This is a genomic window from Pseudomonas sp. A39 (assembly GCF_058145955.1).
This window is the reverse complement of sequence record NZ_JBYVMD010000016.1, coordinates 1-21,611: the sequence shown is the minus strand read 5'-3', so window position 1 is coordinate 21,611 and position 21,611 is coordinate 1. Positions and strand designations below refer to the sequence as shown.

Genomic DNA, 21,611 nt, shown 5'->3' with positions numbered 1-21,611 from the left:
AGGTCAGTGTTAACTGACTTCACGGGCCATCGTACGTTCAGGGCGAATGTGTGATGTCGGCAATATCTTCGGCAGAGAGCGCGCCGGTGTCGGACGTTTCCAAGACTACATAGGCACTGCTGCAAAACAACGAGTTCAGTCGTTTCATGTCGGCAATCAGTTCCAGGTGCAGGGAGCTGGTCTCCAGGCTTTGCACGATTTTGCGCTGTAGCCGGCTGACGTGGGAATGTGCCAGGCGGCGTTCCTGGGCGCGGAAACGGCGTTTTTCGCGCAGCAATTGGCGGGCGCTTTCCGGGTCGGCGCTGAGGAACACCGACAGGCCCAGGCGCAGATTGGCGATCAGTTGGCTGTGCAGGCCAGTGAGTTCTTCCAGGCCGACTTCGGAGAACTGGCGACGCTGTGAGGTTTTTTGCTGCTGGACTTTGCGCAGCATGCGTTCGATCAGGTCGCCGGCCAGTTTCAGGTTGATGGAAAGCTCGATGATTTCCGCCCAGCGGCGGCTGTCGTGCTCGCTGAGGTCTTCGCGGGGCATCTGCGCCAGGTAGAGTTTGATCGCGCTGTAGAGCGACTCGACGTCATCGCTGAGGCTGCGCATTTCCTGGGTGATGGCGGTCTGTTTGCCACGCAGGACTTCCTGCATGGCGGTGAGCATATTGTCGATCAGGTCGCCCAGGCGCAGGGTTTCACGGGCGGCGTTGGCCAGCGCCAGGCTCGGTGTGGCCAGGGCGGCCAGGTCCAGGTGGCGTGGTTTGGCCTTGCCATTGGTTTCTTCGCGCTCGGGCAGCAACCAGGCACATAGCCGGGCCATCGGGCCGATGGTCGGCAACAGGATCAGGCAGCGGCTGACGTTATAGAGCAGGTGGAAGGTGATGACCATGCCTTGGGCGCTGTAGTCCAAGCCGTCCATCCACAGCACCAGCGGGTCGAGTACCGGGATGATCAGCAGCAAGCCGATCAACTTGTACAGCAAGCTGCCCAGCGCCACTTGGCGTCCGGCGGCGTTTTGCATGCTCGTGCTGAGGAAAGCCAGGACGCCGCTGCCGATGTTGGCGCCGATCACCAGGCCGATCGCCACGTGCAAGCCGATCACGCCGGCGCCGGCGAGGGTGGCGGTCAGCAGGACGGCGGCCAGGCTGGAGTAGGAAATCATCGCGAACAAAGCGCCGACCAGGGCGTCGAGCAAAATGTCGCCGGTCAACGAAGCGAACAGCACTTTCACACCTTGGGCGTGGGTGATGGGGCCGGCGGCTTCGACGATCAATTGCAGGGCGAGGATGATCAGCCCGAGGCCGATGCCGACCCTGCCCAACTGCCCTGCCCGCGTTTGTTTGCGCGACAGAAAGAAAATCACCCCGAGAAAGATCAGCAGCGGTGACAGCCAGGACAAGTCAAACGTCAGCACCCGCGCCATCAGCGCGGTGCCGACGTCGGCACCGAGCATGGTCGCCAAGGCGGGCATCAGCCCCATCAGGCCCTGGCCGACAAAGGAGGTCACCAGCATTGCCGTGGCGTTGCTGCTCTGCACCATGGCGGTCACCAGGATACCGGCGATAAACGCCAGCCAGCGCTTGGACATGTTCTGCCCGATGACTTGGCGCAAGTTGGAACCGTAGACCCGCAGGATGCCGGTACGGACGATGTGCGTGCCCCAGATAAGCAGGGTCACGGCGGAAAGCAGATTGAGCAGGGTCAGCATGCTCGGCCCCCCGTGTAGGTGCGCTCTAAAATGAGCGAAGGAAAGTTACCGCGTGCCGCTCTACGTCTTTTACTTAAGCTGTAGTTGGCGAATGGGCTCTGCGCCAGCATCGCATAGCTAAAGTGGGGATTGAAACAAAACTGTCATGAAATCAGCTTTTTGCAGATGCGAAAAAGGGGCTCGAAAGCTAATGCCAGTCAGTTAAGGGCAAACACTGTACCTGTGGCGAGGGAGCTTGCTCCCGTTAGACTGCGCAGCAGTCCCATTTTTGGGGCCGCTTCGCGGCCCAACGGGAGCAAGCTCCCTCGCCACAGGTTATTTTGTACCCTTTCTACGTCTTAACTGACTGGCATTAGGCGCGAAAGCCCCTTTCAGCAGCGGGTCAGCTTTATTGACCCGGAATGTCTTTGCGCAGTTTCACCGGATCCTGCTGTTTGCGCTTTTTCGCGATGGCCGTACGCATCTTGATGTTCACCGCTTCCACCGCCAGCGAGAACGCCATGGCGAAGTAAACGTAGCCTTTTGGCACGTGCACATCGAAGGATTCGGCGATCAGTACAGTACCCACCACCAGCAGGAACGACAGGGCCAGCATCTTCAGCGACGGGTGCTTGTCGATGAATTCGCTGATGGTGCCTGCGGCCAGCATCATCACCAGTACCGCAACAACAATCGCCGCGACCATGACCGGCACGTGGGAGACCATGCCGACAGCAGTGATCACCGAGTCCAGGGAGAACACGATGTCGATGATCGCGATCTGGATGATGGTGTAGATGAACTTACCACCCTTGCCGCCTGGCTCGTCGTGGGTTTCGTCTTCACCTTCCAGTGCGTGGTACATCTCCTGGGAGCTTTTCCACAGCAGGAACAGACCACCGAAGAACAGGATCAGGTCGCGGCCGGAAATGCCTTGGCCGAAGACCACGAACAGGTCGGCGGTCAGTTGCATCACCCAGGTGATCGACAGCAGCAACATGATGCGCGTGACCATGGCCAGGGCCAGGCCGAAGATCCGGGTGCGCGCCTGCATATGCTTGGGCATGCGGCTGACCAGGATCGAAATCATGATGATGTTATCGATGCCCAGGACGATCTCGAGGGCCGTCAGGGTGAAGAAGGCAATCCAGATTTCCGGATTGGTCAGCCATTCCATGTGTATTCCTTTGAGCAAGTGTTAAACCGCGCAAGCTGCAGCGCCGCGCGGTTAGTGAGTCGGTACGATTATAGAGTGCTGAACAGCGGAAAAATCCCCATCAGCAATGCGGCGAACATTATGCACAGGCACACCAGTACTGCCCACTTCAGGGTGAAGCGCTGGTGATCGCCAAATTCGATACCGGCCAGGGCTACCAGCAGGTAGGTCGACGGTACCAGCGGGCTGAGCAAGTGCACAGGCTGGCCAACGATGGAGGCGCGGGCCATTTCCACGGCGGTGATGCCGTAGTGGCTGGCGGCTTCGGCGAGCACTGGCAGAACGCCATAGTAGAACGCGTCGTTGGACATGAAGAAGGTAAACGGCATGCTCACCAGTGCGGTGATCACGGCCAGGTAAGGGCCCATGGCCTCCGGGATGACCGCCAGCAGGCTCTTGGACATGGCGTCGACCATGCCGGTACCGGACAGGATGCCGGTGAAGATACCCGCGGCGAAGATCAACCCCACCACCGCCAGTACGCTGCCGGCGTGGGCGGCGACGCGGTCTTTCTGCTGTTGCAGGCAGGGGTAGTTGACGATCATCGCGATACTGAATGCCACCATGAACAGCACCGGCAACGGCAACAGACCGGCGATCAGGGTGCACATCAGGGCCAGGGTCAGCGCGCCGTTGAACCAGATCAGCTTGGGACGACGAGCGTCGGGGTATTGCGACACGCTGATTTCACTGTGGTCGATCTCATCGCCTTGCAGGTGCAGTTCACCCAGGCGCGCACGTTCGCGTTTGCCATACATGTAGGCAATCACCAGGATCGCCACCACGCCGGCGGCCATCGCCGGGATCATCGGTACGAAAATATCCGATGGGTCCACATGCAGCGCACTGGCGGCACGGGCGGTCGGGCCGCCCCAAGGGGTCATGTTCATCACGCCACCGGCGAGGATGATCAAGCCTGCCATGATCCGCGGGCTCATGCCGATGCGCTGGTACAGCGGCAGCATCGCGGCCACGCAGATCATGTAAGTGGTAGCGCCATCACCGTCGAGGGACACGACCAGGGCCAGCACGGCGGTACCGACGGAGACCTTCAGCGGGTCGCCCTTGACCATCTTGAGGATCTTGCGCACGGCCGGGTCGAACAGGCCGGAGTCGATCATCAGGGCAAAGTAGAGAATGGCGAACATCAGCATCACGCCGGTCGGCGCGAGCTTGGTGATGCCTTCGAGCATCATCGGGCCGATCTTCGGGGCGAAACCGCCGAACAGCGCAAACAGGATCGGCACGATGATCAGGGCGATCAGCGCGGACAGGCGCTTGGTCATGATCAGGAACATGAACGTGATGACCATGGCAAAGCCAAGGAAAGTCAGCATAGGAATACTCCAGGCGTAGCGCGGCTAGGGAATGGCGAACCGGGTGGGGTCAGCGCAGAACGAAAGGCACGAGGCGTACGGGTGGAGTTGGGGCGAACAGGCGGGTACGGACGGACATCGGGAATCACCATTGTTGTTGTTAACAGCCGGTCTGTTGCCGGCAGTGGAGGCGATCCTAGACGGGTAAGCTTTCAGCCAGCTTTCGCCGGAAAAACAGGTGACGAAGGGAATGCACGCAGTCTCTGGCTTTATGTAGATCAAAATGTGGGAGGGGGCTTGCCCCGATAGCGGTGTGTCAGCCTGTGCATGCAGTGACTGGCACGCTGCAATCGGGGGCAAGCCCCCTCCCACATTTGTCTGTGTTTGGCTTGAGGTTTTTAGGGCAGTTCCAGACCGCCCGCTGCTTTGTGCAACGTCCGCAAATGCTCGCCCACCAGTTTGAGGTTGGCTTCGCAGGCGGCAATTTCAGCGGAACGGGAAGGATCCAGCAGCGCCCTCACCTCTTTATCCAATTCGCCGGTCAGGGATTGCAGCTGCTTCTGGCGCTCGGCGCTTTCCGATTCAAGACGCTTTGCTTCCGAAGGTTGCGGCAGGCCATAACCACCGCTGCCCAGCAGCTCCGCCGGGCGACTGAGGAAGCCGCTGTTGGCGAGGATCTGCTGCAGCGTGGCGTTGGCTTTCTCCATGCCACCGTTTTTCAGCTCGCGGGCACCGAGGTAGCGTTGTTTGACTTCGTCCTGGGCCAGCATCAACTGCTTGCGAAAGCTTGCCTGCTCAAGCAGTAGCAGCGCGGCGCTGGTGCGCAGATCGGCCTGGCCGAACCACTGGCGGCGCTCCTCTGCACTGAGGGACAGCCAGTCTTCAACCTGGGTCTGTTTGATCGGCAGGCGTTTGCGCAGCACATCGAACATGGCCTGGTAGCGTTCGCGGAAGGAATCGAAGTGATAACCCAGGCGCAGTGCCCGGCGTTTGTCATCCAGCACGCTGGTGTCGGCCAGGCCGCGGGCGTTCAGGACTTCGAGCAGACCGTTGGGAGTGATGTTGTCCAGGCCGGTCAGTTGCGGGTTGGCGCTGCCGCTGCGTAGCAGTTTCAGGCTCTCCACCGCGCAGTTGTTGGAGATGAAGAAGTAGTTGCCGTCGTAGCTCCAATGCATCTCGGCGGCGTGCTCGACGGTGTCGTTGATTTCCTGGCGGGTCAACTTCAACGGTACGGAAGCCAGGCCGCGCAATTCGGTCTTGGTGTATTCGTCGATCACTTGCGCCAGCGGCAGTACAAACAACCGCGATGGGTACTTGCCGACCAGGCCATCCCAGCTCGATAGCTGTACGTCACCGACGAACGCGCGGTAGGACAACACCAGATGCTGGTCCAGGTCCAGGCGACAATCCGGCCCGCGTGGACGCCCCGGCGCACAGATCACCAGGCGTAGCATGCTGTGGCCCCAGCGGCTGACCAGGTTCTGGTTGGCTTCGGCCAGGAGGTAGTCGATTTCGTAGACGCGCTCCGGGTCCACATGACCCAGCGGCGTCTTGGCGAAATCGTTACCGGCGTTCAGGAAGGCGTAGGTGCTGGCGCAGGTGTCTTGTTCCGGCGGGGCCCAGCCGAAGTGTTCCTGGTAATAGCGGAACAATGCCGGGCGCCGGCAGGCGTAGCTGGGGTCGAGGAGGAAGTACTCCATGTTGACCGCGACGAATTCCAGCGGGCTGGTGGTTTCGTAGATGTCCGGGCTGCGGGCGACCTGATGGTTGTGCTGCTCACGCTCGCCGCGACGGCCGACGTATTGCGGCCAGCCGGCAAGGTCCAGCAGGCGCGGGTCGTCACTGAGGGTAAAGCGACGGCCATTCTGGCCACGGCATTGATCAGGCAGGCCGATCAGGCCGGTGAGGTTGTTTTGGCGGCTGCAACGATTGATCAGCGCGCGGTCCTCTTTGGACCACAGGCGCGCACGGTCATAGATGTGGGTCAGTTCGTGCAGCACCGTGGCGAGCATTTCGCGACGCACGGTGCCGTGGGGGCGATTGGTTTTCTGCGTGGCGGCGCTGCCGTCGGTCAGGCTGGCGAGCAGGTTACGGTTGAGGTCCAGTTCGGACACGAGGGAGGCTTGCCCGTAGGCATTCTCGGGCATTTTGTCGGTCCAGCCGACATCGATGCGCCGGTCCAACTGCTCGATAAAGCGCGGCGGTAAAGAGCGCATGGCTTCGTCGAGCAACGCCTGGCTGGCCTGCTGTTCAGCCGGACTCAGACCCTCGGTCTTGAGCCGCAGTTGCAGGCTGGCCTGGGCTGCGCTGGCACACAGCAGCACAGTCCCGGCCAGGAGCCAGGCGGCAATTCGCCTCACAGTGCGAGGATAGCTTCTGCGAGGGTCTGGTCACTGGCGTCGCGGGCTTCCGGCAGGCGTGTGCGCAGGGTGTCGAAGGCCGCTTCCAAGTGCGCGCCACGGATCTCGCCGTTGGTAGCGACGAAACTGGCGGCGTCATCGTGGGCTTCGCGCACCACTTTGGAGTCGCGGATGGAGGTGGTGGTGTCCGAAGTGAAATCAATGGTGCGGCCTGAGGCGCGAACAATGATGTTACTGGTGGCCACCAGGGTATGCGCTTGGGCAACGTCGGCCAACAACAGCAGGCCAAGGGTGGCGGCGATCAGCGGGCTACGCATGGAATTACTCCGAATACAAAGATGGAATGCAAAGATGATTATTGGACGAGAATTGCTTGCGCCAGTTCAAGGTCGCTGGCGTTAAGTTTTGGTTGGCTGCGGCGCAGATAATCCAGCGCTGACTCCAGCCGTGCGCCCCGCCATTCGCCGTCAGTGGCGATAAACGCGGCAGCGTCATCCTGAGCGGCCATTATCACTTTTTTGTCGAAGGGTGCGGAGGTCACCTTGCTGGTGGCATACGCGCTCACGACCGTGCTCTGGGTGGTGAGGTCAAAGGCCGAAGCCAATGGCGACCAGCCGCAGAAAAACACCACAGGGACTATTAAAAGGCGGTATGAAAAAGCCATGGGACTCGACAACTGAAAGCGAGCGCCAAGGCTAGCGCAATGCCCAGGCGAGAGCCAGTGCATCGGTATCAGGGAGCGGCAGACGCTCCCTTTGTGCTCCGAATCAGATAGCCAGGATCGCTTGGGCCAGTTGCGCGTCAGTCGCGGTATTCAATTGCGGCGCTTGTTGGCGGATCTGTGCCAGGGCGCTCTCCAGTTTCACACCACGAATGGCACCTTCGCTGGCGACAAAGCTGGCGGCGTCGTCACGAGCGGCGCGCACGACCTTGTTGTCGCGCAGTGAAGAAGTGGCATCGGAGCTGGCGTCGGAGGTGGCCTTGAGCGCGCCGACGATGGAGTCGGTGGTCACGATGAAGCTGCTCGCGCTGGCGTTGGCAGTCAGGGCCAATAGGGCAGCAGCACTCAACAAGCGAAGACGGGACATGGGAAGACTCCTGTAGATGAACGGATAAGGTGGCGCAGGGCAGCCATTGGGGATCAGACGCCTGTACGACGCGGTTCGCCACGTGGTGGCTGGATATTAAGCTGCCGCTTATCCGTTCGGGAAGCTTCTTGACTGCCTAGTCACGCCAGAACGGCTTGGACAGCTCGGCCATTCGGTCGCCATGGCTGATGCCCAGGTCTGACAGTTCCCGAGCATCAAGCTGTGACAGTTGACGCCGTTCATAAGCCAGGCGTGCCCATCTAACGAAGGCCAAGGCCACCTGGCGTGGCAGCCGCTTATAAAGAGGGGAAGTCTTATCCATGGCGAGTACCTTTCATGAGGTCTTGGATCACCATGTTGGATGGGGCGGGGTCACCGATACAGATACACCAGAGTTAAATTGTACTGCTTAACTGTTTTGCTTTATTAACTGTACCTGTCATTGAGAAAGGCTTCTGTTTTTACGCTCAAAACCCCAAACCCGGAAACAACAAAGCCCGCCTCCGGTTTCCCGGGGCGGGCTCTGTTTTGACAAATCAGGTTGCTGGCAGTGGACCCGTCAGGTCAGGGCCAGCGAGCGCTAAATCAGCGCCAGAACGGCTTGCTCAGCTCTTCGTAGCGTTGAGCTTCGCTGATGCCTGCGTCAGCCAGCAGACGCGAATCCAGACGAGCCAGTTGGTGGCGGCTGGAGATGCGGCGCTGCCACAACATCAGGTTGGCGATAACGCGCAGAGGCAGGGAAGCCTGGGTGTTTACAGCTTTTTCTTCAAAGAACAGTTCGGAACTGAGTGTACGTTCCATGATGACATCCTTCCGCTTGTGGCGGGATTAGGTAGTGGTTTAACTGATGCCAATGATCCTCTCCCGGCGCAAGACTCTCTAGATACAGTTCACCTGTATTGTGAGGGGCCAGTTAACTGTTTATAGGCGCTGTACTGTACGAAAATAGGGCAACTGTACCTGTCTGCACTTAAGTAGTGCGAAATAGCCATTTTCGATGAGGGGTGTGGGATATTTCGGTAGGAAATGACCGGTACAGCAGTACAGTTTTTTCAATAAGTGGCAGCGACAAGGCCGAGCTGATGAAACTGTATTTGCATCAGCTCGGATCTGTATCAATCAGGCCTTGAGCATGTGCCCGGTTTCTTCCAGGTTAATGTGCCAGCTCAGTGCTTCGCGCAGGATGTGCGGGGTATGCCCGCCGATGGCACAGGCAGCATCGAAGTAACTGTTCAGTGCATCGCGGTACGCCGGGTGTACACAGTTGTCGATGATCACCCGCGCTCGTTCCCGTGGCGCCAGGCCACGCAGGTCAGCCAGCCCGACTTCGGTCACCAGGATGTCTACGTCATGCTCGGTGTGGTCCACATGACTGACCATCGGCACTACGCTGGAAATTGCCCCGCCCTTGGCAATCGACTTGGTCACGAAGATCGCCAAGTGCGCGTTGCGCGCGAAATCCCCGGAGCCGCCAATGCCGTTCATCATGCGCGTGCCGCAGATGTGGGTGGAGTTGACGTTGCCGTAGATGTCGAACTCCAGTGCGGTGTTGATACCGATGATGCCCAACCGACGCACCACCTCAGGGTGATTGGAGATTTCCTGCGGGCGCAGTACCAGCTTGTCTTTGTAGTGTTCCAGGTTGCCGAACACATCGGCATTGCGCCGCTCTGACAGCGTGATCGAGCTGCCCGACGCGAAGCTCAATTTGCCTGCATCGATCAGGTCGAAGGTCGAGTCCTGCAACACTTCCGAATACATGGTGAGGTCTTCGAACGGCGAGTCGATCAATCCGCACATCACTGCGTTGGCGATGTTACCTATCCCTGCCTGCAGCGGGCCGAGCTTGTTGGTCATGCGTCCCGCATCGACTTCCTGCTTGAGGAAGTTGATCAGGTGATTGGCGATGCCTTGTGTGTCGCTGTCGGGCGGCGTCACGGTAGAGGCCGAGTCAGCCTGGTTGGTGATCACGATGGCGACGATTTTTTCCGGTGGGATCGGGATGGCGGTGCTGCCAATGCGATCATCGACTTTCACCAATGGGATCGGCGTGCGCGTCGGCCGGTAGGTCGGGATATAGATGTCGTGCAGCCCTTCCAGGTTCGGGTTGTGCGCCATGTTGATCTCGACAATCACCTGCTTGGCGAAAATCGCGAAGCTGGCCGAGTTACCCACAGACGTGGTGGGCACAATATGCCCCTGTTCCGTGATTGCGACCGCTTCAATCACTGCAATGTCCGGCAGCTTGAGTTGGTTGTTACGCAATTGCTCGACGGTTTCCGACAAGTGCTGGTCGATAAACATCACTTCGCCGGCGTTGATCGCTTTGCGCAAGGTACTGTCGACCTGAAACGGCATGCGTCGGGACAGCACGCCGGCTTCGGTCAATTGCTTATCCAGGTCATTGCCCAGGCTGGCGCCGGTCATCAGGGTGATTTTCAGCGGAGAAGTCTTGGCGCGCTCGGCCAAGGCGTGGGGGACGGCCTTGGCTTCACCGGCACGGGTGAAGCCGCTCATGCCGACGGTCATGCCGTCTTCGATCAGTGCGGCGGCGTCTGCCGCGCTCATGACCTTGTTCAACAACGAAGGCAAGCGGATGCGATCACGGTACATGGATTCTTATCTCGGGCTACGGAAGCAAGGTGCGCAGTTTAGTGATTTCAAAAAAAATCGGCCCGCTACCATGGTCGAATGCCAGGTAGCGATTTAGAGCCTTTGGTCGGGTTTCATGGAGTAATAAAAAACCCCAGCCTACAAGAGGCCGGGGTTTCGAGTATTGCGCTGAAGCAGTGTTACTCGACGGCTTTGACCATGTCTTCAATGACCTTCTTGGCATCTCCGAAGACCATCATGGTCTTGTCCAGATAGAACAGCTCGTTATCCAAACCGGCATAACCGCTGGCCATCGAGCGCTTATTGACGATGATGGTTTTGGCCTTGAACGCCTCGAGGATCGGCATGCCGGCAATCGGCGAGTTCGGGTCGTTTTTGGCGGCCGGGTTGACCACGTCGTTCGCGCCAAGCACCAGCACCACATCGGCCTGGCCGAACTCGGAGTTGATGTCTTCCATCTCGAACACTTGGTCGTAAGGCACCTCCGCCTCGGCGAGCAGTACGTTCATGTGCCCAGGCATACGGCCCGCCACTGGGTGAATCGCGTATTTCACGGTGACGCCGCGATGGGTCAGCTTCTCGGTCAGTTCCTTGAGTGCGTGTTGCGCTCGCGCCACTGCCAGGCCGTAGCCCGGCACAATGATCACGGTGTCGGCGTTGGTCAGCAGGAAGGTCGCGTCGTCGGCCGAACCGGATTTCACCGGGCGCGCTTCTTTCGAGCCCGCCGCCGCGCCGGCATCCGGCGCATTGCCGAAACCGCCGAGCAGTACGTTAAAGAAGGAGCGGTTCATCGCCTTGCACATAATGTACGAGAGGATTGCGCCGCTGGAGCCCACCAGGGAGCCGGCGATGATCAGCATCGAGTTGTTCAGCGAGAAGCCGATGCCCGCCGCTGCCCAGCCGGAGTAGCTGTTGAGCATCGACACCACCACCGGCATGTCCGCGCCGCCGATCGGGATGATGATCAGCACGCCAAGCACGAAGGCCAGGGCCAGCATCAGGGCAAAGGCGGTGAGGTTGCCGGTGAACATGAACGCCAGGCCGAGGCCAAGTGTTGCGAGGCCGAGCACCAGGTTCAGCTTGTGCTGGCCGCCGAACTGTACCGGTGCGCCTTGGAACAGACGGAACTTGTACTTGCCCGACAGCTTGCCGAACGCGATTACCGAGCCGGAGAACGTAATTGCGCCGATGGCCGCGCCGAGAAACAGCTCCAGGCGGTTACCGGCTGGAATCGAGTCGCCCAGGTGTTTGACGATGCCCAGGGATTGCGGCTCGACCACCGCGGCAATCGCAATAAACACGGCGGCCAGACCGATCATGCTGTGCATGAACGCCACCAGCTCCGGCATCTTGGTCATTTCTACGCGCTTGGCCATGATCGAACCGGCGGTGCCGCCGATCAGCAGGCCGACGATCACATAGCCGATGCCGGCGGTGGCGAGCTCAGCGCCCAGCTTATAGATGAGGCCCACCGTGGTAAGTACCGCAAGCGCCATGCCGAGCATCCCGAACAGGTTGCCGCGCCGCGACGTGGTCGGATGTGACAGGCCTTTGAGGGCCTGGATGAAACAGATCGACGCGATCAGGTAGAGCGTCGTTACCAGATTCATGCTCATTACTTCGGCGCCTCTTCTTTTGCTTTCGGGGCTTTCTTCTTGAACATCTCAAGCATGCGGCGGGTGACCAGGAAGCCACCAAATACGTTCACTGCTGCCAGTGCCACGGCCAGCGTGCCCATGGTCTTGCCCAGTGGTGTGACGGTGAGGGCTGCGGCGAGCATGGCGCCGACGATCACGATCGCGGAAATGGCGTTGGTCACCGCCATCAATGGCGTGTGCAGTGCGGGCGTTACGTTCCAGACCACGTGGTAACCGACATAAATCGCCAGCACAAAGATGATCAGGTTGTAGATACCGGGGGAGATAAGCTCTTCCATCGTCTGAATCCCTGCTTAGGCGTTTTTGCGGATGACTTGGCCGTCGCGGCACATCAGGCACGCAGCGACGATGTCGTCTTCGAGGTTGATTTCAAACTGCCCTTCCTTGGTGAAGACCAGCTTCAGGAAGTCCAGCAGGTTGCGCGCATACAAAGCTGACGCGTCGGCAGCGACGGCACCGGCCAAGTTAGTCGGGCCGCAGATGATCACGCCATTTTCCACCACCACCTGGTCGGCGACGGTCAGCGGGCAGTTGCCACCTTGGGCGGCGGCGAGGTCGATGACCACTGAGCCGGGCTTCATCTGTGCGACGGTTTCGGCGCTGAGCAGGGTCGGCGCTTTTCGGCCGGGGATCAGGGCGGTGGTAATGACGATGTCGGCCTGCTTGGCGCGCTCGTGCACGGCCAGGGCCTGGCGCTGCATCCAGCTGGTCGGCATTGGACGTGCATAGCCACCGACCCCGACGGCGCATTCGCGTTCTTCATCGGTTTCGTAAGGCACGTCAACGAATTTGGCACCCAAGGATTCGATCTGCTCTTTAACGGCCGGGCGCACGTCAGACGCTTCGATCACTGCACCCAGGCGCTTCGCTGTGGCAATCGCTTGCAGGCCTGCGACACCGGCGCCCAGGATCAGTACGCGCGCGGCTTTCACGGTGCCTGCGGCCGTCATCAGCATCGGCATGAAGCGCGGGTAATGATGCGCAGCCAGCAACACGGCTTTATAGCCGGCGATGTTGGCCTGGGATGACAGCACGTCGAGGCTCTGGGCCCGTGAGGTGCGTGGCGCTGCTTCAAGGGCAAAGGCCGTGATGCCGCGTTCGGCGAGCTTGGCAATGGTTTCATTGCTGAACGGATTGAGCATGCCCACCAACACGGTGCCGCTTTTGATCAGCGCCAGCTCGCTGTCGCTGGGGGCCACCACCTTGAGAATCAGCTCGGCGCCAAACACATCGTTGGCACTGCCAATGGTTGCGCCTGCCGCTTCATAGGCAGTGTCCACGACGCTGGCCTTTAGGCCTGCCCCGCTTTGTACAGTGACCTTATGGCCCTGGCCGATCAGCTTCTTGATGGTTTCCGGGGTGGCAGCCACCCGCGTTTCACCGGTCTGGGTTTCGAGAGGAACACCAATGTGCACGTCAAATCTCCTGCATGATCTTTTTGCTTTTGATCTTTTTGTAAAAAGGCCAGTGCACCGCGAGTGGCGCAACTGGGGCGGCCGATCAGCACGATCCCGCTGAAATGACAGCGGGGCGCGGCATTTTGCAGGCGAACTTTACGGCCTTCAAGGGATTATGACGGGTGACGAAAAATTAACTACAAGTCACCCTGTGACTGATTGTCGCAACACCCTGAAATAACCTCTTCAAATACATGGGCTTAAAGGGCTGCAGGCAGTTTTGCACTCTTTTGCCATCGCCGATGTGAATAGTCGGCTATTGGCTTGTGACAGTCGCTATAAGCCAAGTAGATCATGGCTTTGAGCCTTTTTTGGACTGACAGATACAGTCTGTTGAAATGCGACATATACGTATATCTGTAGGATTGAAAATTTACTGACTACAAAGTCAGTAAAGCGGTTGTGGCCTTTAAATGCTGGGGCTGTACCGCTGGGACTGGTCGATAAGCCAATCCCTGAAGGCGTGCAATGAGGCAGATTCGACCTTTTTGTCCGGAATCATCAAGTAATAAGCCTTTGAGCTGCTCAGCGCCTCTGGGCTGGCGATCAGCAATTGTCCCTCCTCAAGCTCGCGCTGGATGAGGAACGGTGGAATCAGCGCGATCCCCATATCGTGCATGGCGGCCTGGGACAACATCGAGAATAGCTCGTATCGGGGGCCTGTCATGTCGCGGGGTATGTTCAGTTGTTGGGCGTTGAACCATTGGCGCCACGCGTAGGGGCGTGTGGTCTGCTGCAGAAGCGGCAGTTCTGCGATCTCCTGGGGACTGAACCGCGTGCGGCTACCCAATAGCCGAGGGCTGCACACTGGGACAGGGTTTTCCCCCATCAGTCGGTGGGATTCTGTGCCGGACCAGTCGGCATCGCCGAAGTAGATCGCGGCGTCGAATTCAGTGTCGGCAAACAGGAAGGGTCGTGTTCGGTTCGTGAGGTTAACGGTGACTTCGGGGTGCTGGCGTTGGAAGTCCTTGAGGCGAGGAATCAGCCATTGAGTACCGAATGTCGGGACAACGGCCAGTTCGATGGTGTTAGCGCCCTGCTGACCCATGACGGAAAGCGTATCGCGTTCCACCGCATCCAATTGCGTGGCCACGCGACGACTGTAGGACAGCCCCGCTTCTGTAAGCTTTACCCCACGCCGTGAGCGGCGAAACAGCTCGACACTTAAAAACTCTTCGAGGCTGGCGATCTGTCGACAGATGGCACCTTGCGTGATCGAAAGCTCCTGCGCCGCCTTGGTAAAGCTCTCGTGGCGGGCTGCCGCTTCAAAACTGACAAGAGCGGTGGTGCTGGGGATTTTTCTGCGCATATACCGTGTCCTCACTTACTAAAGCGCATATGCGCCTTTCTCGGCTACTTCGAAGTGAGAAATTAGCACAACCCTATGCGGAAACCTCGTTTGCCCTCTGCGCGTGTCGGGCCTAGGCTGCTTCCACGACTTCCGATTCTTTCCGCGAGGACTTATTCATGGCTGGCAAGGCAAGCTTCAACTGGATCGATCCACTGCTGCTCGATCAACAGCTCACCGAAGAAGAGCGCATGGTGCGCGACAGTGCTGAGCAGTTCGCCCAGGACAAGTTGGCCCCGCGTGTGCTCGAAGCCTTTCGCCATGAAAAGACCGACCCTGCTATTTTTCGCGAGATGGGCGAGACCGGTTTGCTCGGTGCGATGATCCCTGAGCAGTACGGTGGCAGCGGCTTGAATTACGTCAGCTATGGGTTGATCGCGCGCGAAGTGGAGCGTGTCGACTCCGGCTATCGCTCGATGATGAGTGTGCAGTCGTCACTGGTCATGGTGCCGATCAACGAGTTCGGCACTGAGGCACAGAAACAGAAGTACCTGCCGAAGCTGGCTTCTGGCGAATGGATCGGTTGTTTCGGCTTGACTGAGCCCAATCATGGCTCCGATCCGGGTGCGATGATCACGCGTGCTCGCAAGGTCGAGGGGGGTTATAGCCTGACGGGCGCGAAGATGTGGATCACCAATAGCCCGATCGCGGATGTGTTTGTGGTCTGGGGTAAGGACGATGCTGGCGATATTCGTGGGTTTGTCCTGGAGAAAGGCTGGAAGGGCCTGAGCGCTCCGGCGATTCATGGCAAGGTCGGGCTGCGCGCCTCCATCACCGGTGAAATCGTCATGGATAACGTGTTTGTTCCGGAAGAGAACATCTTTCCGGATGTGCGCGGTTTGAAGGGGCCCTTCACCTGCCTTAACTCGGCACGCTATGGCATCTCCTGGGGGGCGTTGGGGGCCGCCGAGTTTTGCTGGCATACCGCCCGCCAATACACGCTTGATCGCCATCAATTCGGCCGCCCATTGGCGGCGACCCAGTTGATCCAGAAGAAGCTGGCCGATATGCAGACTGAGATCACCCTGGCCCTGCAAGGTTGCCTGCGTTTGGGGCGGATGAAGGACGAAGGTACGGCGGCGGTTGAAATCACGTCGATCATGAAGCGCAACTCGTGTGGCAAGTCCCTGGATATCGCACGCATGGCGCGTGACATGCTGGGTGGCAACGGTATTTCCGACGAGTTCGGGGTGGCACGTCATCTGGTCAACCTGGAGGTGGTGAATACCTATGAAGGTACTCATGACGTGCATGCGTTGATTCTGGGGCGCGCGCAAACCGGTCTTCAGGCGTTCTATTAATAGGAGCACGGCATGGGCGCGCTTTCGCATCTGCGGGTACTGGATTTATCGCGAGTACTGGCGGGCCCCTGGTCCGGGCAGATCCTCGCGGACCTTGGGGCTGAGGTGATCAAGGTTGAGCGGCCGGGCAGTGGTGATGACACACGCGCCTGGGGGCCGCCATTCCTTAAGGATGCTTATGGTGAGAACACCAGTGAGGCGGCTTATTACCTGTCGGCCAATCGCAATAAGCAGTCTGTGACGATCGATTTCACGCGGCCGGAGGGGCAGGCGCTGGTCCGTGAGCTGGCGGCCAAGTCAGACATCCTGATCGAGAACTTCAAGGTGGGTGGTCTTGCTGCGTATGGGCTGGACTATGAGTCGCTCAAGGAGATCAACCCGGAGTTGATCTACTGCTCGATCACTGGCTTCGGTCAGACGGGGCCATATGCTACGCGTGCGGGTTATGACTTCATGATCCAGGGGCTCGGCGGGCTTATGAGCCTGACTGGCCGCCCCGAGGGTGATGAGGGGGCTGGGCCGGTGAAAGTGGGCGTCGCGCTGACTGACATCCTGACGGGGCTCTACTCGACCGTGGCCATCTTGGCGGCACTGGCTCATCGGGATCATGACGGTGGTGGGCAGCACATCGATATGGCGCTACTGGATGTGCAGGTGGCATGCCTGGCGAACCAAGCGATGAATTATCTGACGACAGGTGCCTCGCCCAAGCGCCTGGGGAATGCTCACCCGAACATCGTGCCTTATCAGGACTTTCCCACGGCCGACGGTGATTTCATCCTGACGGTGGGTAATGACGGGCAGTTTCGTAAGTTTGCTGAAGTGGCCGGGCGGCCACAGTGGGCGGATGATCCGCGCTTCTCTACTAATAAGGTGCGGGTGGCCAATCGGGCGGAGCTGATTCCGTTGATTCGCCAGGCTACGGTGTTCAAGACGACGGCTGAGTGGGTATCGCAGTTGGAGCGGGTGGGTGTGCCTTGTGGGCCGATCAATGACCTGGCCCAGGTGTTTGATGATCCGCAGGTCAAGGCGCGCGGCTTGGCGATGGCGTTGCCTCATGCGTTGGCAGGGATGGTGCCACAGGTTGCCAGCCCAATACGGTTGTCGAAGACGCCTGTGGAGTACCGGAGCGCGCCTCCTCTGCTGGGTGAGCATACGGCCGAGGTGCTTCAGGAAGTACTGGGGTTGGGCATGGCGAATGTAGTCGCTTTAAAGGCGGCGGGGGTTATTTGACTGCTTCCTTCTATATAGAGGGTATTGGCGGCTTTTTGTTGGTGGTTTTTTAATCAATGCTAACTAATTGATAGAAAAGCAGAATTAAGGGTTGACGGCAGATTCTGGAAGTCTATAATTCGCCCCACTTCCGGCGCAGTCGAAACGGAAAACTCCTTGGTAAACAAAGAGTTACGCAGGATTCGACAGCGAGTTGCTTCAGTTTATCGAAGCCCAGAAGGAGTTGGTAGAGCAGTGTTGTTTGGCTCTATTAACGTTTCGATCCTCTCGGTCGAAAGCGGAGAAAAAGAGGTGTTGACAGCAGCGTGTAACGCTGTAGAATTCGCCTCCCGCTAACGAGAGATCGGAAGCGCAAGTGGTTGAAGTTGTTGAAGAAATCTTCGAAAACTTCTGAAAATAATCACTTGACAGCAAATGAGGCTGCTGTAGAATGCGCGCCTCGGTTGAGACGAAAGATCTTAACCAACCGCTCTTTAACAACTGAATCAAGCAATTCGTGTGGGTGCTTGTGGAGTCAGACTGATAGTCAACAAGATTATCAGCATCACAAGTTACTCCGCGAGAAATCAAAGATGTAACCAACGATTGCTGAGCCAAGTTTAGGGTTTCTTAAAAACCCAAAGATGTTTGAACTGAAGAGTTTGATCATGGCTCAGATTGAACGCTGGCGGCAGGCCTAACACATGCAAGTCGAGCGGTAGAGAGAAGCTTGCTTCTCTTGAGAGCGGCGGACGGGTGAGTAATGCCTAGGAATCTGCCTGGTAGTGGGGGATAACGTTCGGAAACGGACGCTAATACCGCATACGTCCTACGGGAGAAAGCAGGGGACCTTCGGGCCTTGCGCTATCAGATGAGCCTAGGTCGGATTAGCTAGTTGGTGAGGTAATGGCTCACCAAGGCGACGATCCGTAACTGGTCTGAGAGGATGATCAGTCACACTGGAACTGAGACACGGTCCAGACTCCTACGGGAGGCAGCAGTGGGGAATATTGGACAATGGGCGAAAGCCTGATCCAGCCATGCCGCGTGTGTGAAGAAGGTCTTCGGATTGTAAAGCACTTTAAGTTGGGAGGAAGGGCAGTTACCTAATACGTGATTGTTTTGACGTTACCGACAGAATAAGCACCGGCTAACTCTGTGCCAGCAGCCGCGGTAATACAGAGGGTGCAAGCGTTAATCGGAATTACTGGGCGTAAAGCGCGCGTAGGTGGTTTGTTAAGTTGGATGTGAAATCCCCGGGCTCAACCTGGGAACTGCATTCAAAACTGACTGACTAGAGTATGGTAGAGGGTGGTGGAATTTCCTGTGTAGCGGTGAAATGCGTAGATATAGGAAGGAACACCAGTGGCGAAGGCGACCACCTGGACTGATACTGACACTGAGGTGCGAAAGCGTGGGGAGCAAACAGGATTAGATACCCTGGTAGTCCACGCCGTAAACGATGTCAACTAGCCGTTGGGAGCCTTGAGCTCTTAGTGGCGCAGCTAACGCATTAAGTTGACCGCCTGGGGAGTACGGCCGCAAGGTTAAAACTCAAATGAATTGACGGGGGCCCGCACAAGCGGTGGAGCATGTGGTTTAATTCGAAGCAACGCGAAGAACCTTACCAGGCCTTGACATCCAATGAACTTTCTAGAGATAGATTGGTGCCTTCGGGAACATTGAGACAGGTGCTGCATGGCTGTCGTCAGCTCGTGTCGTGAGATGTTGGGTTAAGTCCCGTAACGAGCGCAACCCTTGTCCTTAGTTACCAGCACGTAATGGTGGGCACTCTAAGGAGACTGCCGGTGACAAACCGGAGGAAGGTGGGGATGACGTCAAGTCATCATGGCCCTTACGGCCTGGGCTACACACGTGCTACAATGGTCGGTACAGAGGGTTGCCAAGCCGCGAGGTGGAGCTAATCCCATAAAACCGATCGTAGTCCGGATCGCAGTCTGCAACTCGACTGCGTGAAGTCGGAATCGCTAGTAATCGCGAATCAGAATGTCGCGGTGAATACGTTCCCGGGCCTTGTACACACCGCCCGTCACACCATGGGAGTGGGTTGCACCAGAAGTAGCTAGTCTAACCTTCGGGAGGACGGTTACCACGGTGTGATTCATGACTGGGGTGAAGTCGTAACAAGGTAGCCGTAGGGGAACCTGCGGCTGGATCACCTCCTTAATCGACGACATCAGCTGCTCCATAAGTTCCCACACGAATTGCTTGATTCATTGAAGAAGACGATAAGAAGCAGCCCGAAATTGGGTCTGTAGCTCAGTTGGTTAGAGCGCACCCCTGATAAGGGTGAGGTCGGCAGTTCGAATCTGCCCAGACCCACCAATTTTGTGTGGGAAACGCCTGTAGAAATACGGGGCCATAGCTCAGCTGGGAGAGCGCCTGCCTTGCACGCAGGAGGTCAACGGTTCGATCCCGTTTGGCTCCACCACTACTGCTTCTGAAGTTTTGAAAGCTTAGAAATGAGCATTCCACCAAGACGGTGATGAATGTTGATTTCTAGTCTTTGATTAGATCGTTCTTTAAAAATTTGGGTATGTGATAGAAAGATAGACTGAACGTTACTTTCACTGGTAACGGATCAGGCTAAGGTAAAATTTGTGAGTTCTCTTAATTGAGAAATTCGAATTTTCGGCGAATGTTGTCTTCACAGTATAACCAGATTGCTTGGGGTTATATGGTCAAGTGAAGAAGCGCATACGGTGGATGCCTTGGCAGTCAGAGGCGATGAAAGACGTGGTAGCCTGCGAAAAGCTTCGGGGAGTCGGCAAACAGACTTTGATCCGGAGATGTCTGAATGGGGGAACCCAGCCATCATAAGATGGTTATCTTAAGCTGAATACATAGGCTTAAGAGGCGAACCAGGGGAACTGAAACATCTAAGTACCCTGAGGAAAAGAAATCAACCGAGATTCCCTTAGTAGTGGCGAGCGAACGGGGACTAGCCCTTAAGTGGCTTTGAGATTAGCGGAACGCTCTGGAAAGTGCGGCCATAGTGGGTGATAGCCCTGTACGCGAAAATCTCTTAGTCATGAAATCGAGTAGGACGGAGCACGAGAAACTTTGTCTGAATATGGGGGGACCATCCTCCAAGGCTAAATACTACTGACTGACCGATAGTGAACTAGTACCGTGAGGGAAAGGCGAAAAGAACCCCGGAGAGGGGAGTGAAATAGATCCTGAAACCGTATGCGTACAAGCAGTGGGAGCCCACTTTGTTGGGTGACTGCGTACCTTTTGTATAATGGGTCAGCGACTTATTTTCAGTGGCGAGCTTAACCGAATAGGGGAGGCGTAGCGAAAGCGAGTCTTAATAGGGCGTCTAGTCGCTGGGAATAGACCCGAAACCGGGCGATCTATCCATGGGCAGGTTGAAGGTTGGGTAACACTAACTGGAGGACCGAACCGACTACCGTTGAAAAGTTAGCGGATGACCTGTGGATCGGAGTGAAAGGCTAATCAAGCTCGGAGATAGCTGGTTCTCCTCGAAAGCTATTTAGGTAGCGCCTCATGTATCACTGTAGGGGGTAGAGCACTGTTTCGGCTAGGGGGTCATCCCGACTTACCAAACCGATGCAAACTCCGAATACCTACAAGTGCCGAGCATGGGAGACACACGGCGGGTGCTAACGTCCGTCGTGAAAAGGGAAACAACCCAGACCGTCAGCTAAGGTCCCAAAGTTATGGTTAAGTGGGAAACGATGTGGGAAGGCTTAGACAGCTAGGAGGTTGGCTTAGAAGCAGCCACCCTTTAAAGAAAGCGTAATAGCTCACTAGTCGAGTCGGCCTGCGCGGAAGATGTAACGGGGCTCAAACCATACACCGAAGCTACGGGTATCACGTAAGTGATGCGGTAGAGGAGCGTTCTGTAAGCCTGTGAAGGTGAGTTGAGAAGCTTGCTGGAGGTATCAGAAGTGCGAATGCTGACATGAGTAACGACAATGGGTGTGAAAAACACCCACGCCGAAAGACCAAGGTTTCCTGCGCAACGTTAATCGACGCAGGGTTAGTCGGTCCCTAAGGCGAGGCTGAAAAGCGTAGTCGATGGAAAACAGGTTAATATTCCTGTACTTCTGGTTATTGCGATGGAGGGACGGAGAAGGCTAGGCCAGCTTGGCGTTGGTTGTCCAAGTTTAAGGTGGTAGGCTGAGATCTTAGGTAAATCCGGGATCTTAAGGCCGAGAGCTGATGACGAGTTAACTTTTAGTTAACGAAGTGGTTGATGCCATGCTTCCAAGAAAAGCTTCTAAGCTTCAGGTAACCAGGAACCGTACCCCAAACCGACACAGGTGGTTGGGTAGAGAATACCAAGGCGCTTGAGAGAACTCGGGTGAAGGAACTAGGCA

The 21,611-nt window shown here is 57.5% G+C and carries 16 protein-coding genes, 2 tRNA genes and 2 rRNA genes; 6 read left to right on the top strand and 14 right to left on the bottom strand.

The window, feature by feature from the left end; genetic code table 11:
* Positions 1 to 37 precede the first annotated feature (37 nt).
* From AC3ZU9_RS14560 to AC3ZU9_RS14495, 14 genes are all read right to left on the bottom strand, one after another.
* Positions 38 to 1,696 (bottom strand): Na/Pi cotransporter family protein, encoded by a 1,659-nt coding sequence (locus AC3ZU9_RS14560; protein WP_490090886.1) that lies wholly within the window; start codon positions 1,694 to 1,696, stop codon positions 38 to 40.
* 388 nt (positions 1,697 to 2,084) lie between these two features.
* On the bottom strand, positions 2,085 to 2,852 hold the full coding sequence (locus AC3ZU9_RS14555; protein ID WP_012721544.1) for a TerC family protein: 768 nt from the start codon (positions 2,850 to 2,852) through the stop codon (positions 2,085 to 2,087).
* 68 nt (positions 2,853 to 2,920) lie between these two features.
* Positions 2,921 to 4,228 (bottom strand): CitMHS family transporter, encoded by a 1,308-nt coding sequence (locus AC3ZU9_RS14550; RefSeq protein ID WP_003170826.1) that lies wholly within the window; start codon positions 4,226 to 4,228, stop codon positions 2,921 to 2,923.
* 377 nt (positions 4,229 to 4,605) lie between these two features.
* Entirely contained in the window at positions 4,606 to 6,567 is a 1,962-nt protein-coding gene (locus AC3ZU9_RS14545; RefSeq protein WP_012721545.1) for a DUF7844 domain-containing protein, read from the bottom strand.
* Positions 6,564 to 6,884 (bottom strand): DUF2388 domain-containing protein, encoded by a 321-nt coding sequence (locus AC3ZU9_RS14540; RefSeq protein ID WP_012721546.1) that lies wholly within the window; start codon positions 6,882 to 6,884, stop codon positions 6,564 to 6,566. The genes AC3ZU9_RS14545 and AC3ZU9_RS14540 overlap by 4 nt, the downstream gene beginning before the upstream one ends.
* A gap of 38 nt (positions 6,885 to 6,922) precedes the next feature.
* Complete coding sequence (locus tag AC3ZU9_RS14535; RefSeq protein WP_012721547.1) at positions 6,923 to 7,231, bottom strand: DUF2388 domain-containing protein; 309 nt, start codon at positions 7,229 to 7,231, stop codon at positions 6,923 to 6,925.
* A gap of 103 nt (positions 7,232 to 7,334) precedes the next feature.
* Complete coding sequence (locus tag AC3ZU9_RS14530; protein ID WP_046035892.1) at positions 7,335 to 7,655, bottom strand: DUF2388 domain-containing protein; 321 nt, start codon at positions 7,653 to 7,655, stop codon at positions 7,335 to 7,337.
* Between the two features lie 136 nt (positions 7,656 to 7,791).
* Positions 7,792 to 7,977, bottom strand: coding sequence for a DUF1127 domain-containing protein (locus AC3ZU9_RS14525; protein WP_102061264.1), 186 nt, complete (start codon positions 7,975 to 7,977; stop codon positions 7,792 to 7,794).
* Between the two features lie 263 nt (positions 7,978 to 8,240).
* Positions 8,241 to 8,456, bottom strand: a complete 216-nt coding sequence (locus AC3ZU9_RS14520; protein WP_012721550.1) for a DUF1127 domain-containing protein — start codon at positions 8,454 to 8,456, stop codon at positions 8,241 to 8,243.
* Positions 8,457 to 8,774: 318 nt separating this feature from the next.
* The gene (gene scpC / locus AC3ZU9_RS14515; protein WP_012721551.1) at positions 8,775 to 10,268 is read right to left on the bottom strand and encodes a succinyl-CoA:acetate CoA-transferase ScpC; all 1,494 of its coding nucleotides are present in this window, start codon (positions 10,266 to 10,268) and stop codon (positions 8,775 to 8,777) included.
* 179 nt (positions 10,269 to 10,447) lie between these two features.
* Complete coding sequence (locus tag AC3ZU9_RS14510) at positions 10,448 to 11,884, bottom strand: NAD(P)(+) transhydrogenase (Re/Si-specific) subunit beta (RefSeq protein WP_012721552.1); 1,437 nt, start codon at positions 11,882 to 11,884, stop codon at positions 10,448 to 10,450.
* Positions 11,884 to 12,204, bottom strand: a complete 321-nt coding sequence (locus tag AC3ZU9_RS14505; RefSeq protein WP_003220416.1) for an NAD(P) transhydrogenase subunit alpha part 2 — start codon at positions 12,202 to 12,204, stop codon at positions 11,884 to 11,886. The genes AC3ZU9_RS14510 and AC3ZU9_RS14505 overlap by 1 nt, the downstream gene beginning before the upstream one ends.
* A 15-nt stretch (positions 12,205 to 12,219) precedes the next feature.
* Complete coding sequence (locus AC3ZU9_RS14500) at positions 12,220 to 13,341, bottom strand: Re/Si-specific NAD(P)(+) transhydrogenase subunit alpha (protein WP_490090885.1); 1,122 nt, start codon at positions 13,339 to 13,341, stop codon at positions 12,220 to 12,222.
* A gap of 451 nt (positions 13,342 to 13,792) precedes the next feature.
* Positions 13,793 to 14,692: a LysR family transcriptional regulator gene (locus tag AC3ZU9_RS14495; RefSeq protein ID WP_046035894.1), complete on the bottom strand. Its 900-nt coding sequence runs from the start codon at positions 14,690 to 14,692 to the stop codon at positions 13,793 to 13,795.
* Between the two features lie 158 nt (positions 14,693 to 14,850).
* Here AC3ZU9_RS14495 and AC3ZU9_RS14490 point away from each other — a divergent pair, with 158 nt between their 5' ends.
* The 6 genes from AC3ZU9_RS14490 to AC3ZU9_RS14465 form a co-directional block, all read left to right on the top strand.
* Positions 14,851 to 16,032, top strand: a complete 1,182-nt coding sequence (locus AC3ZU9_RS14490; RefSeq protein ID WP_003170842.1) for an acyl-CoA dehydrogenase — start codon at positions 14,851 to 14,853, stop codon at positions 16,030 to 16,032.
* A gap of 12 nt (positions 16,033 to 16,044) precedes the next feature.
* Positions 16,045 to 17,265 carry a CaiB/BaiF CoA transferase family protein gene (locus AC3ZU9_RS14485; RefSeq protein ID WP_012721555.1) on the top strand — a complete coding sequence of 407 codons (1,221 nt, stop codon included), beginning with the start codon at positions 16,045 to 16,047 and terminating at the stop codon, positions 17,263 to 17,265.
* Between the two features lie 629 nt (positions 17,266 to 17,894).
* A 16S ribosomal RNA gene (locus tag AC3ZU9_RS14480) occupies positions 17,895 to 19,431 on the top strand.
* Between the two features lie 82 nt (positions 19,432 to 19,513).
* A tRNA-Ile gene (locus tag AC3ZU9_RS14475) sits at positions 19,514 to 19,590 on the top strand.
* Positions 19,591 to 19,620: 30 nt separating this feature from the next.
* Positions 19,621 to 19,696 (top strand) — tRNA-Ala (locus AC3ZU9_RS14470).
* Between the two features lie 248 nt (positions 19,697 to 19,944).
* A 23S ribosomal RNA gene (locus AC3ZU9_RS14465) occupies positions 19,945 to 21,611 on the top strand; the annotation flags it as partial.

What these genes read in the sequence shown, in the direction of transcription:
- AC3ZU9_RS14560 (WP_490090886.1), bottom strand. Translation starts at nt 1,696, where the DNA reads ATGCTGACCCTGCTCAATCTGCTTTCCGCCGTGACCCTGCTTATCTGG.
- AC3ZU9_RS14555 (WP_012721544.1), bottom strand. Translation starts at nt 2,852, where the DNA reads ATGGAATGGCTGACCAATCCGGAAATCTGGATTGCCTTCTTCACCCTG.
- AC3ZU9_RS14550 (WP_003170826.1), bottom strand. Translation starts at nt 4,228, where the DNA reads ATGCTGACTTTCCTTGGCTTTGCCATGGTCATCACGTTCATGTTCCTG.
- AC3ZU9_RS14540 (WP_012721546.1), bottom strand. Translation starts at nt 6,884, where the DNA reads ATGCGTAGCCCGCTGATCGCCGCCACCCTTGGCCTGCTGTTGTTGGCC.
- AC3ZU9_RS14535 (WP_012721547.1), bottom strand. Translation starts at nt 7,231, where the DNA reads ATGGCTTTTTCATACCGCCTTTTAATAGTCCCTGTGGTGTTTTTCTGC.
- AC3ZU9_RS14530 (WP_046035892.1), bottom strand. Translation starts at nt 7,655, where the DNA reads ATGTCCCGTCTTCGCTTGTTGAGTGCTGCTGCCCTATTGGCCCTGACT.
- AC3ZU9_RS14525 (WP_102061264.1), bottom strand. Translation starts at nt 7,977, where the DNA reads ATGGATAAGACTTCCCCTCTTTATAAGCGGCTGCCACGCCAGGTGGCC.
- AC3ZU9_RS14520 (WP_012721550.1), bottom strand. Translation starts at nt 8,456, where the DNA reads ATGGAACGTACACTCAGTTCCGAACTGTTCTTTGAAGAAAAAGCTGTA.
- scpC (WP_012721551.1), bottom strand. Translation starts at nt 10,268, where the DNA reads ATGTACCGTGATCGCATCCGCTTGCCTTCGTTGTTGAACAAGGTCATG.
- AC3ZU9_RS14510 (WP_012721552.1), bottom strand. Translation starts at nt 11,884, where the DNA reads ATGAGCATGAATCTGGTAACGACGCTCTACCTGATCGCGTCGATCTGT.
- AC3ZU9_RS14505 (WP_003220416.1), bottom strand. Translation starts at nt 12,204, where the DNA reads ATGGAAGAGCTTATCTCCCCCGGTATCTACAACCTGATCATCTTTGTG.
- AC3ZU9_RS14495 (WP_046035894.1), bottom strand. Translation starts at nt 14,692, where the DNA reads ATGCGCAGAAAAATCCCCAGCACCACCGCTCTTGTCAGTTTTGAAGCG.
- AC3ZU9_RS14490 (WP_003170842.1), top strand. Translation starts at nt 14,851, where the DNA reads ATGGCTGGCAAGGCAAGCTTCAACTGGATCGATCCACTGCTGCTCGAT.
- AC3ZU9_RS14485 (WP_012721555.1), top strand. Translation starts at nt 16,045, where the DNA reads ATGGGCGCGCTTTCGCATCTGCGGGTACTGGATTTATCGCGAGTACTG.